This window comes from Microbacterium sp. SW12 (assembly GCF_055391095.1).
On record NZ_AP024335.1, the window covers coordinates 803,815 to 816,406 of the forward strand.

Annotated in this window: 11 protein-coding genes; 7 read left to right on the forward strand and 4 right to left on the reverse strand. The window is 67.9% G+C overall.

Annotated elements, in window-relative coordinates; translation table 11 throughout:
• Nucleotides 1–4 precede the first annotated feature (4 nt).
• Nucleotides 5–1,459: a GMP reductase gene (guaB1, locus tag MICSW_RS03915; protein ID WP_375237109.1), complete on the forward strand. Its 1,455-nt coding sequence runs from the start codon at nt 5–7 to the stop codon at nt 1,457–1,459.
• Nucleotides 1,460–1,600: 141 nt separating this feature from the next.
• On the opposite strand, the gene MICSW_RS03920 is transcribed toward guaB1, so the two are convergent.
• On the reverse strand, nt 1,601–2,554 hold the full coding sequence (locus MICSW_RS03920; RefSeq protein WP_464496803.1) for a hypothetical protein: 954 nt from the start codon (nt 2,552–2,554) through the stop codon (nt 1,601–1,603).
• Between the two features lie 347 nt (nt 2,555–2,901).
• On the opposite strand from MICSW_RS03920, the gene MICSW_RS03925 reads away from it, so the two are divergent.
• The gene (locus MICSW_RS03925; protein ID WP_464498232.1) at nt 2,902–4,227 is read left to right on the forward strand and encodes a hemolysin family protein; all 1,326 of its coding nucleotides are present in this window, start codon (nt 2,902–2,904) and stop codon (nt 4,225–4,227) included.
• Nucleotides 4,224–5,291, forward strand: coding sequence for a hemolysin family protein (locus tag MICSW_RS03930; RefSeq protein ID WP_228177610.1), 1,068 nt, complete (start codon nt 4,224–4,226; stop codon nt 5,289–5,291). The genes MICSW_RS03925 and MICSW_RS03930 overlap by 4 nt, the downstream gene beginning before the upstream one ends.
• 10 nt (nt 5,292–5,301) lie before the next feature.
• Here MICSW_RS03930 and MICSW_RS03935 read toward each other — a convergent pair whose 3' ends face one another.
• The gene (locus MICSW_RS03935) at nt 5,302–6,378 is read right to left on the reverse strand and encodes an NADH:flavin oxidoreductase/NADH oxidase (RefSeq protein WP_464496804.1); all 1,077 of its coding nucleotides are present in this window, start codon (nt 6,376–6,378) and stop codon (nt 5,302–5,304) included.
• A gap of 38 nt (nt 6,379–6,416) precedes the next feature.
• On the opposite strand from MICSW_RS03935, the gene MICSW_RS03940 reads away from it, so the two are divergent.
• The 3 genes from MICSW_RS03940 to MICSW_RS03950 are packed head-to-tail and all read left to right on the forward strand — an operon-like array spanning nt 6,417 to nt 8,901.
• Nucleotides 6,417–7,256 carry an ADP-dependent NAD(P)H-hydrate dehydratase gene (locus MICSW_RS03940; protein WP_464496805.1) on the forward strand — a complete coding sequence of 280 codons (840 nt, stop codon included), beginning with the start codon at nt 6,417–6,419 and terminating at the stop codon, nt 7,254–7,256.
• Nucleotides 7,257–7,312: 56 nt separating this feature from the next.
• A complete protein-coding gene (locus MICSW_RS03945; RefSeq protein ID WP_464496806.1) occupies nt 7,313–8,596 on the forward strand; it encodes a hypothetical protein in 1,284 nt (427 codons plus the stop codon).
• Nucleotides 8,593–8,901, forward strand: coding sequence for a thiamine-binding protein (locus MICSW_RS03950; RefSeq protein WP_228177614.1), 309 nt, complete (start codon nt 8,593–8,595; stop codon nt 8,899–8,901). Before MICSW_RS03945 ends, MICSW_RS03950 begins: the two co-directional genes overlap by 4 nt.
• Nucleotides 8,902–8,918: 17 nt before the next feature.
• On the opposite strand, the gene metX is transcribed toward MICSW_RS03950, so the two are convergent.
• Both metX and MICSW_RS03960 read right to left on the reverse strand, forming a co-directional pair.
• The gene (gene metX / locus MICSW_RS03955) at nt 8,919–10,124 is read right to left on the reverse strand and encodes a homoserine O-acetyltransferase MetX (RefSeq protein WP_347424975.1); all 1,206 of its coding nucleotides are present in this window, start codon (nt 10,122–10,124) and stop codon (nt 8,919–8,921) included.
• 143 nt (nt 10,125–10,267) lie between these two features.
• Complete coding sequence (locus MICSW_RS03960) at nt 10,268–11,590, reverse strand: bifunctional o-acetylhomoserine/o-acetylserine sulfhydrylase (protein WP_292733069.1); 1,323 nt, start codon at nt 11,588–11,590, stop codon at nt 10,268–10,270.
• A gap of 138 nt (nt 11,591–11,728) precedes the next feature.
• Between MICSW_RS03960 and MICSW_RS03965 the strand changes: the two genes are divergently transcribed.
• The gene (locus MICSW_RS03965) at nt 11,729–12,505 is read left to right on the forward strand and encodes an SDR family oxidoreductase (protein WP_464496807.1); all 777 of its coding nucleotides are present in this window, start codon (nt 11,729–11,731) and stop codon (nt 12,503–12,505) included.
• Nucleotides 12,506–12,592 lie beyond the last annotated feature (87 nt).

Below are 12,592 nucleotides of genomic sequence, written 5' to 3' on the forward strand. Positions count from 1 at the left end.
GCACATGGAGTTCTACGGTGATGCGCCGGCCTTCGACCTGACCTACTCGGACGTCTTCCTCGTTCCTCGCCGATCGGGGGTGGGCAGCCGACTCGAGGTGGACCTGTCACCGCGGGATGGAACCGCGGCCACCGTCCCGCTGGTCTCGGCGAACATGAACTCGGTCACGGGTGCGCGCCTTGCCGCGACGCTCGCGCGCCGGGGCGGTCTCGGCGTTCTTCCGCAGGACCTGCCTCTGCAGGAGCTGGACGCCGCGATCCGCTGGGTCAAGGACCAGCCCGCTGCCTGGGACACCCCGCTGGTGCTTCCCCCCGACGCGACGGTTGCCGACGCAACGACGCTGCTTCCCCCGACGGAGGGCTACGGCGTGATCGTCGCGCAGCCCGCCGATCGCCTCATGATCGAGGACGTTCAGGGCATTGTGACCGCCGTGCGCCTGGGATCGGCACTTCCTGATGCTCGCCTGGGCGATCTTGCGCGCGGGCGACCCGCGTCGGTTGATGCTGACGATATCGAGTCGGCTCGGCACGCTTTCGATGTCATCGTTGCAGCTGATGCCGAGATCGTCTGCGTCGTGCACCACGGACAGGTCGTCGGCACGCTCTCGCGTCGGAGTGCCCTGCGCGCGACGCTGTACCGGCCCGCCGTTGACCGAGACGGTCGCCTGATCGTCGCGGCAGCCGTGGGAATCAACGGGGACGTCGCGGGCAAGGCTCGAGCGCTCGTGGCCGCGGGTGTCGATGTTCTCGTCCTCGATACCGCGCACGGACATCAAGAGGGGATGCTGGCGGCGCTGCGAACAGTGTCGGCTCTCGATCTCGGTGTTCCGCTCGTGGCGGGCAACGTGGTCACCAGCGCCGGCGTCGACGACCTGGTTGCGGCCGGTGCAAACATCATCAAGGTCGGTGTCGGACCGGGGGCGATGTGCACGACGCGCATGATGACCGCCGTGGGGCGACCGCAGTTCTCGGCTGTCCACGAGACTGCGCTCGCCGCTCGCGCCGCCGGTGCTCACGTGTGGGCTGACGGCGGAGTGCGCTACCCGCGCGACGTCGCCCTCGCGCTGGCAGCCGGCGCGGCATCCGTCATGATCGGTTCGTGGTTCGCCGGGACGATCGAAGCTCCCGGGTCGCTGCAGCGCGACGCTGCCGGCAACCTCTACAAGGAATCGTGGGGGATGGCCTCGACGAAGGCGGTCCAGGCCCGATTCGGTCGCCTGGATGCCTACGAGCGGGCCCGTAAGGAACTGTTCGCCGAGGGGATCTCGTCATCGAAGATCTACCTCGACCCGCAGCGTCCCGGCCTCGAGGACCTCATCGACATGATCACCTCGGGTGTGCGCTCGTCGTTCACCTACGCCGGCGCCGCCTCGGTCCCCGAGTTCCACGAGCGGGCCCTCGTCGGCCTGCAGTCCGCTGCCGGCTATGAAGAGGGGAAGGCGCTCCCGGTCAGCTGGTGATGTTCGTCGTCCGGTGATCCCTCGAGTGCGGCAGAAATGTGCAGCTGCGGCGGATAGAAGCACAGCGGCTGCACACAACTACCGCATACGGATGCCGGCAGCCAGCGAACACGCGTGCGTGCTCCGCTCGGCGGCGAGCGGTCAGGGGCGCGGCAGTGCGCTGCGCAGTCCGTCGCCCGTGAGGATGTCGTAGAGGCGACGCGGACGCTCAACATCCGAGCGGTCCCACCGCGAGAATCCACGCACTTCACGTCGAATCTCGTTCTCCCGGTTCTTCTCGTCGATCACCGCGTCGGCTGCATCGTGACCTGGGCGACGGAGCGCGGCATCCCGGTACTTCCCTTCGCCGTCGAACTCGCCCCAATGATCAGCCTCGGGAAAGTAGAAGTCCGCGAACACGAGTCTTCCGGTCCGCAACATGCGCCGCTCTTGCAGCCGGGGTCGAGGGAACCCCAGGCGCGCGAGCTCGACCCGGCAGTGAGATTCGCGAACGTTCGCCGCTCCGCGTTCCGCGAACGACAGCACCCGTAGAGCTCGGACCTGTCCGCGGTGGTGCGCATCGCGAGTCCACAGCTCGTGAATGGTGTCGATGTCGGTGAGTTCTCCACCCGGCCGATCCGCCCAGATCGCTTGATCGACGCTGGCGACGGCGGGAAGAAACCGAAGCGAGCGGGCGAGATCAATCGCGGTCTGTGCCGGCGTCGTGATCATGTGACGACCGAATGGCATCACCTCGAGCGTCCGCCGGTCGCGGGTGTGGCGGCGAACGACGCCGCTGGAGCGCCCGCCCGTTGCAGGCCCGCAGGTCACATCGACGGCCTCTGGCCAGGGATCCAACATGTCGATGCCGTGCTCCGCTGCCGCCGCCGCGTACGAGATGACGGCGCCGGGCTCAAGACGACGCGCGACTTCGTGAACACGCACGCGGTGGCGCTCGATTGGGGTGAGCATGAGCCAGTGATCGGAGCGGACAAACGCCCCGGGTGCGACCTTCACCCAGGTGCCCTCGTCCAAGGCGCGCCGCAGGCGACGATTATCCAACGGTTCCATCCGCTCGGAACGGCGGATCGTGTCGATCTCGGGCAGTGGGCGCACGACAGCATCCTCGGATCGCGGGGCGCGCGTCATCCTCGCGGGCAGTGCGGAGGTGGATGCGCGCCCGAACGCTCGCGTAGGGGAGGAGACCCGTTCCTGTGTAAGGTGGCAGCGCACGGGGTGGGTCGGGCACGCGTGTCTGGTCAGTGCTGCAGTTTCGTGCGGATGCTGCGCACAGATGCGCCGCCCGTGCGCAGAAGTGCCGCACATGTGGGGATCAGACAGGTGCGTGCCGATGCCGTCCGGGTGTGGACGTTCGGCGGGTAGACTCGTCTCACGATGGACGACCCTCCGAGTTGCCGACGATCGCCCCACCGACCCGCACCCCAGACCGGGGGTGATGCGTGATGGAGTTCATCATGCTGGGGGTGGGGCTTCTGCTCACGATCGGCACGGGACTGTTCGTCGCCAGCGAGTTCGCGCTGGTCAACCTTGATCGCGCCGACCTCGAAGCGCGCCAGGCAGCGGGGGAGACGCGCCTTTCGCTGACGATCAGCGCGCTGAAGATCACCTCGACACACCTCTCCAGCGCCCAGTTGGGCATTACGCTGACAACGCTGCTCACCGGTTACACCATGGAGCCGGCGATCTCGAGTCTGCTACGCCCGGTCTTCACTGGGTGGGGCTGGCCGGATGCCGTCATCAGCCCGCTCGCCGCCATCATCGGTGTGGCGATCGCGACGATCTTCTCGATGGTGATCGGCGAACTCGTACCGAAGAACTTCGCCTTGGCCGTGCCTCGGCAGACGGCGAAACTCGTCGTGCCGTTTCAGACCGCGTTCACTACCGTCTTCCGGCCGGCGATCGTCGTGCTCAACGGGAGCGCCAACGCGTTTCTTCGCGCCGTAGGCGTCGAACCGAAGGAAGAGCTCTCGGGTGCGCGCTCGGCGGAGGAACTGTCGAGCCTCGTGCGCCGCTCGGCCAACGCCGGCGTCCTCGAGCAGGACACCGCGTCGCTGCTCGACCGTTCCCTCACCTTCGCGCGCCTGACCGCCGCCGATGTCATGACGCCGCGGCCGAGCGTTCACGCGCTCGCCGCTGACGACTCCGTCGAGGACGTCATCCAGCTCGCACGCTCGACCGGTCACAGCCGCTTTCCCGTGTACGAGGAGTCAATGGATGACATCGTCGGGATCGCTCACCTGAAGGCCGCGGTGGGAGTGCCGCGCGGCAAGCGCGGAACCGTTCCGGTGGGGGCGATCGCGACCGAGCCGCTGCGTGTCCCCGAAGCGGTCCATCTTGACGCGCTCCTGGCCGAGCTTCGTTCGCGCGGATACCAGATGGCTATCGTCGTCGACGAGTACGGCGGTACAGCCGGCGTCGTCACCCTCGAGGACCTCGTCGAGGAGATCGTCGGTGAAGTCCTCGACGAGCACGACCGGCGCCGCACCGACATCGTGCGCACCGACCGGGATGTCGTGTTCCCCGGTGAGCTGCGGCCCGACGAGGTTCTCGATAGGGTCGGCATCCGCATCCCCGTCGGCGACGTGTACGACACCGTCGGTGGCTACCTCATGAGCGAACTCGAGCGGATCCCGGTCGTCGGAGACACCGTCGAGCTCGAGGAGGGGACCCTTTCGGTGGAGCGGATGGCAGGCAGGCGCGTCGACCGGGTTCGGTTCGTTCCCGCCGCGCTTCCCGGTGAGGATGCCGACGAGGAGGTGTCCTCGTGAGCGACTGGGCAGGCCTGGCATGGCTGGTCGTCCTGTTGGTGGCCAATGCCTTCTTTGTCGGTGCGGAGTTCGCTGTCATCTCGGCACGCAGATCGCAGATCGAACCCCTGGCCGAGCGCGGCTCACGCGCCGCCAAGACATCGCTCTACGCGATGGAGCACGCGACGCTCATGCTCGCGACCTCGCAGCTGGGGATCACGATCTGTTCGCTGTTGATCCTGAACGTCTCGGAGCCGGCGATTCACCACCTCTTGGCGGTGCCGCTCGAACTCACCGGGCTGAGCTATGCGGTAGTCGACGTCATCGCCTTCGTGATCGCCCTCGTCCTGGTGTCTTACCTGCATGTCGTGTTCGGCGAGATGGTGCCGAAGAACCTCGCGTTCTCGGTGCCCGATCGCGCGGTTCTGATGCTCGCGCCGCCGCTGGTGTGGGTGTCGAAGGTCTTCCACCCGGTGATCGTCACGCTCAACTGGATCGCGAACCACGTCGTGCGGTTGTTCCGGGTCGAGCCGAAGAACGAAGCGACCTCGACCTACACGCTCGAGGAAGTCGCGACGATCGTCGCCCAGTCTCGTATGGAGGGAGTGCTCGAGGACACGGCAGGAACGGTCGCCGCAGTGGTCGAGTTCACCGAGAAGAAGGCGCGCGATATCGCGGTGCCGCTCGCAGATCTGTTGACGCTGCCGCAGAACACGACGCCGAAGCAGATCGAGCGCGCCGTCGCCAAGAACGGGTTCTCGCGGTACGTCATCGTGGACCCCGCCGGTGTGCCGCTCGGCTACGTCCACCTGAAAGACATCCTGCGTGCTGCCGAGGGCGAGGGCGCCGCGACCGACGTCGTGAGGCCGATCGATCCGGCCCGCATCCACCACATGGTGCCGGTGACCGAGAACACCGACCTCGAGGATGCGCTTGCGCTCATGCGCGAGCAGGGACGACACCTGGCTCAGGTTCGGGATGCCGGCGGCACCATCACCGGCGTCCTTTTCCTCGAGGATGTCATCGAGGAACTCGTCGGCGAGGTGCAGGATGCCACGCGCCGCGGCTGGCGGAACGAGCGGTAGCGGTTCGCGCTCACCTCGTCCGCGTCAGGCGGGCCCGCTCGTATTGCGCCGGCCAATAGTCGATGTCGACGTCGAGTTCGGTCGCGGCGCGAAGGGCGAAGTGGGGATCGCGAAGCCACTCGCGCGCCGCCATCACGGCGTCGGCTGCGCCCGAGGCGAGAACCTCCTCGGCCTGCGCGCCCGTCGTGATCATGCCCACGGCGCTCACAGGGACCCCCGCGAGCTCGCGCACCTCGCGCGCGAACGGCACCTGATAGCCGGGCCCGGCGATGACCTGCTGGTGGGCGACGAGGCCGCCGCTGGAAATGTCGATGAACACGACACCGCGCTGAGCAGCCCACGCGGCGACAGTCGCCGTGTCTGCCACGCCCCAGCCCCCTTCGGCCCAGTCCGTGGCAGAGAACCGCACCATTACCGGGGTGGTGGGCGCGGCGACGCGGACCGCGTCGATCACCTCGAGCAGCAGGCGGGCGCGGTTCTCGAGCGAGCCGCCGTATGAGTCGGTTCGCTGATTCGACAGGGGCGAGAGGAACTCGTGGAGCAGGTAGCCGTGCGCGGCGTGCACCTCCAGTACATCAAAGCCCGCCTCGACGCTGCGACGGGCCGCATCGGCGAAATCCTTGACGACCCGCGCGATTCCGTCGGCATCCATCTCCTGCGGAACGGCGTAGCCGTCGTAGGCGATCGCTGAGGGTGCCAGCGCCTGCCATCCGCCGTCGGCTATCGGCACCGAGCCGCGGCCCGCCTTCAGGGGCGACCACGTCGACGCTTTCCGACCTGCATGCGCGAGCTGGATGGCGGCAAGAGCTCCGCGAGAGCGGATCTCGGAAGCGATCGGTGCCCAGGCGTCACGCTGCTGGTCGTTCCAGATCCCGGTGTCGTCGGGGCTGATCCGCCCCTCCGGGCTCACGGCCGTCGCCTCGGTCATCACCAGACCCGCGCCTCCGCTCGCGAACGAGCTGAGGTGGGTCAGATGCCACGTGTTCGGCATCCCGTCTGTCGAGCTGTACTGGCACATCGGAGCTACCCACAGGCGGTTGCGGGCCCGCAGCGAACCGATCTCGACAGGGGTGAACAGCAGACTCATCGATTCTCCAGAGGTAGGGTTGCTCGCATGTTGCGGTCATGGGGGCAGATGACGCGCGACGCGTCCTGGGGAGACCAACCGCAGGCGACGACAAGTATTCCCGCGGGGTCGTGGGGCTTCGGACCGGGTCGCAGCAATTCCCCGGCGCCGCCGTGCTCGGGGTCGAGGGCGCCTGGCGCACCGGCATCGGCATGGTTCGCTACCTTGGACCGTCGCGGGCCACGCGGCTCGTGCTGGGGCGGCGTCCGGAAACCGTGACGGCAGAGGGGCGCGTGCAGGCCTGGGTCATCGGGTCGGGCACCAGCGTCGAAGCCCGCACGGATGCCGAGACGCGCGCGGTGCGCAACATTCTCGACGGGTCAGATCCCGTCGTCGTCGACGCAGGCGCGCTTGATCTCGCGGCATCGGCGACAGCGCCGGCGGTGATCACACCGCACGCCGGTGAGCATGCGAAGCTCCGCTCCGCGCTCGGGCTCGACCCGGATGACGCCCGGAGCGCCACCAGCGCGGCAGAGACCGCAGCCACGCTCGGAGCAGTTGTGCTGCTGAAGGGGGCCACGACCGTCGTGGCATCGCCGGAGGGTTGGGAGTGCGCGATCGAGGCCCCGACGTCGTGGCTCGCAACAGCCGGGACCGGAGACGTTCTCGCGGGGATTCTCGGCTCGGTCACGGCCGGAGCCGCTGCGCGGCGCGCGTCGGTGTCACTTGCCGCATGTGCGGCGACCGCGGCCTGGCTGCACGGTCAGGCCGCCCGTGCAGCGTCGGAGTCGGTTGCTGGCGGACCGATCACGGCGTTGGATGTCGCAGAGCACCTCCCGCCCGTGGTCGGGCACCTTTTGGCGAGCGCCGAAGCACCCACGGTGCTCAGCGAATCGTGATCACCACGACCAGCCTTGTGACAGGGTAGGCCCCGCCTCTTCCGTAGGATGGTGCCGTGGCACGTCGGGGTTGGATGTGGGTGGCGTTCGCCCTGGTACACGGTTTCGTCGCGGTGGCGGGCTATCAGCTCCCGCACGCACCGATGGGTGATGTGTACCTGGTGTACGAGCCCTGGTCGGGCTGCGCCCTCGGCATGATGGACTATTGCGGGCCGGCCGGGCGGCAGATCGTGGGAATCACGGAGCCGTGGGTCTACCCGGCCCTAGCGCTCGTGCCCATGCTCGCGGCGTGGCTGTTCGAGGCCGCGGTGTCGTACACGCCGGCCTGGGCGATCGTCGTGACGCTCGTCGATGCCGTCGCGTTCGCCGTGCTCCTCGGTGATGCGCGTTCCCGTGGCCGGGCGATTGCCGCCGCGTTCTGGCTCACGTTCATGGTCGCGCTCGGCCCGGTCGGCATGTACCGCCTCGAAGGAATCACGGTGCCCCTGGCGATCATGGGATGCCTGTGGCTCATTCGTCGGCCGTGGCTCGGATCGGCGCTGCTTGCTGCAGGCACCTGGATCAAGGTGTGGCCCGCCGCTCTGTTGGCTGCGGCCGTCGTGGCGGTGCGACGTCGCCTGGCCATCGTCGGTGGTGCGCTCATCGTGTCGGCGGCCACCATCGCGGTGGTACTCGCTCTCGGGGGCGGACGGTATCTCTTCGGATTCATCACCGACCAGACCGGCAGAGGCCTTCAGATCGAGGCACCGGTCTCGGCGCCATACATGTGGTTCGCGGCACTGGATGTTCTGGATTCGAGGGTCTACTACGCCAGCGACCTGCTCACCTTCCAGGTCAGCGGCCCCGGCGTGAACGAGGTGATCGCCGTCATGACGCCGCTGCTTGCGGCATCCGTGCTGGCGCTCCTGCTCCTCGGACTGTGGGGCGTTCGCCGCGGGGCGCCCGTCGTCCGCCTCTACCCCGCACTGGCCTTCGCGCTCGTGCTCGCCCTCATCGTCGTCAACAAGGTCGGCTCGCCCCAATACATGACATGGATCGTCGCGCCGATCGTCCTCGGGCTCGTCATCGACCGCGCTACGTGGCTGCGCCCCGCGGCGTTTGCCGTCGTGACGGGCCTGCTGACTCAGATCGTCTACCCGATCTTCTACAACTTCCTCATGACGGACCATCCAGCCCCGGGGGTCGTCGCCTTGCTCACGGTGCGAAACCTCGCCCTCGTGGTGATGTTCGTCTGGTCGGTCATCCACCTGGTGCGCGTCGCCCGCAACCCCGAGTCCGGTGCAGGCCGATTGGCATCACACAAACGTCCTGCATCCGTCATCGAAAGGTTTCCCTCATGATTGTTGCCTTCTCCGTCGCGCCCAGCGGCACAGGCCGCGCCGACGGCTCGGTTCACGATGCCGTGGCCGCAGCAGTGCGGATCGTTCGCGAATCGGGTCTGCCGCACCGCACCTCATCGATGTTCACCGAGATCGAAGGCGAGTGGGATGAGGTGTTCGCGGTCGTGAAGGCTGCGACCGAGGCTGTCGGCGCGTACGGTTCCCGAGTCTCGCTCGTGCTCAAGGCCGACATCCGTCCCGGCTACACCGGCGAACTCGACGGAAAGCTTGAGCGCCTCGAGCAAGCCCTCAGCGACGAGTCCTGACACCGCAGACTGCGCCGTCAGCTCTCCAGGAGCCGGCGCAGGTGGACGCTCACAATAGGCGTCTCGATGAGGAAGCCGTCGTGGCCGAAGTCGCTCGAGATGACCGCTGCCTGATCGCCATCGAGGCTCGTGCGGATGCCGCGCGCGATGCGATGCTGACCCTCGATGGGGAATAGTCGATCGCTGTCGATTCCGACCACGAGGGCTGTAGCAGTCACGCGGGCTAGCGCATCCTCGATGCCGCCGCGGTCCCTGCCCACGTCGTGCGAGTTCATCGCCTCCACGAGGGTGATGTAGGTGTTGGCGTCAAAACGGCGGGTGAAGCGGTTGCCGTGGAAATCGAGGTACGACTCGACGGCGAACCGGCCGCCATTGCCGAGGGGGCTGACCTCGGACTGCCACGAGCGCTGGAAACGCTGGTTGAGCTCGGTGGGTGACCGGTAGTTCAGCAGTGCCATGCGCCTGGCGAGCGCAAGTCCGCGGTGCGGGCCGTCTCCGTCGGCTGCGTCGTAGTACTCGCCCCCTTGGAACCGCGGGTCGACCCGGATCGCATCGAGCTGCACGGAGTTGAGCGCGATCTGGTCGGCGGTATTCGCCGGAGGCGCCGACAGCACAGCTACCCGTGCGACCCTGTCGGGGTATTCGATTGCCCACTCGAGCGCGTGCATCCCGCCCATCGACCCGCCGATGACCGCGGCCCAGACGTCGATGCCGAGGGCATCGGCGAGCTGCCGCTGCGCGTGAACCTGGTCGCGGATCGTGAGGTACGGGAACCGTGCCGCCCACTCGTACCCGTCGGGCGCGATCGTCGCGGGCCCCGTCGACCCCTGGCATCCGCCTAGCATGTTCGGCGCGACCACGAACCAGCGGTCAGTATCGATCGCGCTCCCGGGCCCCACGATTCCGTCCCACCAGCCATCGGTGGCATGTCCGGGACCGGCGGGCCCGCGCACGTGCGAGTCGCCGGTCAGCGCGTGCAGGATCAGGATCGCATTGTCGCGCGCGGGGGAGAGCTCACCCCACGTCTCGAAGGCGAGGCGGTAGGCCGGAAGCTCGGCGCCACCCTCGGTCCGAAAAGCGCCGAACGCAGCAAAGTGACGATCTCCGGCGGGGTCGCCATCGCGCCATGCTCCTGTCGCGGGGGGCCTTCCCAGGAGCAGGCGCGCGTCGGCTTCGGTCACGGGCGAAGAGGGCACCGTGTCTTCCGAGGTCTGCCAGTCCATTCGCCCATTCTCCCGGGTCAGGCGCGGTTCCCGTCGCAATATGACGTTCCCCGCGTCCGGACGCCAACGCCGAAGGGTCGCAACTCGCCGCAGGATCCGGGATCTGTGCGGCGCGTTGCGACCCTTCGGGTGCGACGCGCAGGTCAGGCGTTGGCTGCGGCTCCGACGCTGCGTGCTGCGGCGAGGGCCTGGGCAAGGTCGGCCTTCAGGTCCTCGATGTTCTCGAGACCGACGGAGAGGCGGACCAGCCCAGGAGTCACGCCAGCGGTGAGCTGCTGCTCGGGCGTGAGCTGCGAGTGGGTGGTGGATGCCGGGTGGATGACGAGCGAGCGCACGTCTCCGATGTTGGCGAGGTGGCTGAACAGCTCGAGAGAGTCCACGAAGGCGCGACCGGCGTCGACCCCGCCCTTGAGCTCGAACGAGAGCACAGCGCCGACGCCCTTGGGTGCGTAGGTGTTCGCGGCGGCGTACCACGGGGAGGTGGGCAGACCCGAGTAGTTCACTGCCGCAACGTCATCCTGGTTCTCGAGCCACTCGGCGATCTCCTGGGCGTTCTGCACGTGACGCTCGATACGCAGCGACAGGGTCTCGATGCCCTGCAACAGCAACCAGGCGTTGATCGGAGAGATCGCCGAGCCGAGGTCGCGCAGCAGCTGGACGCGTGCCTTGATGATGTAGGCAAGACCGTCGCCGACAGCCGTCGTGTAGGACGCGCCGTGGTAGGACGGGTCGGGCTCGGTGAGGCCGGGGAACTTCTCGACGTTCTGCGACCACGCGAACTTGCCGCCGTCGACGATGATGCCGCCGATGGTGGTGCCGTGACCGCCGAGGAACTTCGTCGCCGAGTGAATGACGATGTCGGCGCCGTGCTCGAGCGGACGGATGAGGAACGGGGTCGCGATCGTGTTGTCGACGATCAGCGGTACGCCGTTCTCGTGGGCGACGGCGGAGACCGAGCGGATGTCGAGGACGTTGATCTTCGGGTTGCCGATCGTCTCGGCGAAGAAGAGCTTCGTGTTCGGGCGGACCGCGCGACGCCACTCCTCGGGGTCGTCCTGGTTCTCGACGAAGGTCGTCTCGATGCCGAGCTTGGCCAGCGTGTACTTGAAGAGGTTGTACGTGCCGCCGTAGATCGAGCTCGACGAGACGATGTGGTCGCCGGCCTGGGCGATGTTCAGGACAGCGAAGGTCTCGGCGGCCTGGCCGGAGGAGACGAGGAGGGCACCGCTGCCGCCCTCGAGCGCCGCGACGCGCTGCTCCACGACGTCCTGCGTCGGGTTCATGATGCGGGTGTAGATGTTGCCGAACTCGGCCAGGGCGAAGAGGTTCTGGGCGTGGTCGGCGTTGTCGAACACGTACGAGGTGGTCTGGTAGATCGGGGTCGCGCGCGACTTGGTGGTCGGGTCGGGTGCGGCGCCGGAGTGGATCTGCTTGGTCTCGAACTTCCAGTTCTCGGGTGCGGACATGATGTGCTCCTTGAGTCTTCGGGGTCGGTCGGCGGGTCGACCGGCCACCACCGAGAGTACGAACACGAGCCGTTGTCAACAACAGCGCGGAAATGTGACGTAACACTCCGGCGCTCTCCCGGCAGCTAGCGTTGACGCATGACCAGACGTGCTGTGGTGACGGGAGCCAGTTCGGGTATCGGTGCTGCGACGGTTCGCCGGCTGCGCTCGAGCGGGTGGGACGTGGTCGCTGTGGCGCGGCGCGCCGACCGCCTGGCGGCACTGGAGGAAGAGACAGGCGCCGTCGCGTTCGCGGCGGACCTCACGACGGATGCCGACGTCGACGCTCTTGCGCAGTTCCTCGCCGGCTCCGGACCCGTGCACGCCCTGGCGCACGTCGCCGGCGGAGCCCGCGGCACCGACCGGGTCGAAGACGGGAACGTGTCCGACTGGCAATGGATGTACGACGTCAACGTCCTCGCGGTGCAGCGACTCACGCGTGCGCTGCTGCCGCAGCTGCGGCAGGCTGCGGCATCCGACTCTCACGCCGACCTCCTCTTCGTGACCTCTACCGCCGCGCAGGTGGCCTACCCCGGAGGCGGCGGGTACAACGCCGCCAAGGCAGCCGAGTCGATGCTTGTCAGCGCCCTGCGCCTCGAGCTGAACGGCGAGCCGCTGCGCGTCGTCGAGATCGCCCCCGGGATGGTCTACACCGAGGAATTCACTCTGAACCGTGTCGGCGGTGATCGCGAGCGGGCTGCGGCAGTGTACGAGGGCGTGCAGCATCCGTTGACTGCGGAGGATGTCGCTGACGTCATCGGCTACGCCCTGGAGGCGCCGGGCCACGTGAATCTCGACCTCGTCACCATGCGTCCCGTTGCCCAGTCGGCGCAGCACCTGCTGGCCCGCGGTCCGCTCCGGCCCCGCCTCCCGTAGCCCGACCGCTCGCCCTGCACCACCGGTCACGAGTGTGCGGTCGTTGTGTGCGGATGCTGCGCATTTATGTGCCGCAGTTGCGCACAA

Coding starts and splice junctions, on each gene's coding strand:
- metX (WP_347424975.1), bottom strand. CDS start 10,124: ATGGACTGGCAGACCTCGGAAGACACGGTGCCCTCTTCGCCCGTGACC.
- MICSW_RS03925 (WP_464498232.1), top strand. CDS start 2,902: ATGGAGTTCATCATGCTGGGGGTGGGGCTTCTGCTCACGATCGGCACG.
- MICSW_RS03960 (WP_292733069.1), bottom strand. CDS start 11,590: ATGTCCGCACCCGAGAACTGGAAGTTCGAGACCAAGCAGATCCACTCC.
- MICSW_RS03935 (WP_464496804.1), bottom strand. CDS start 6,378: ATGAGTCTGCTGTTCACCCCTGTCGAGATCGGTTCGCTGCGGGCCCGC.
- MICSW_RS03965 (WP_464496807.1), top strand. CDS start 11,729: ATGACCAGACGTGCTGTGGTGACGGGAGCCAGTTCGGGTATCGGTGCT.
- MICSW_RS03940 (WP_464496805.1), top strand. CDS start 6,417: ATGGGGGCAGATGACGCGCGACGCGTCCTGGGGAGACCAACCGCAGGC.
- guaB1 (WP_375237109.1), top strand. CDS start 5: ATGGAGTTCTACGGTGATGCGCCGGCCTTCGACCTGACCTACTCGGAC.
- MICSW_RS03950 (WP_228177614.1), top strand. CDS start 8,593: ATGATTGTTGCCTTCTCCGTCGCGCCCAGCGGCACAGGCCGCGCCGAC.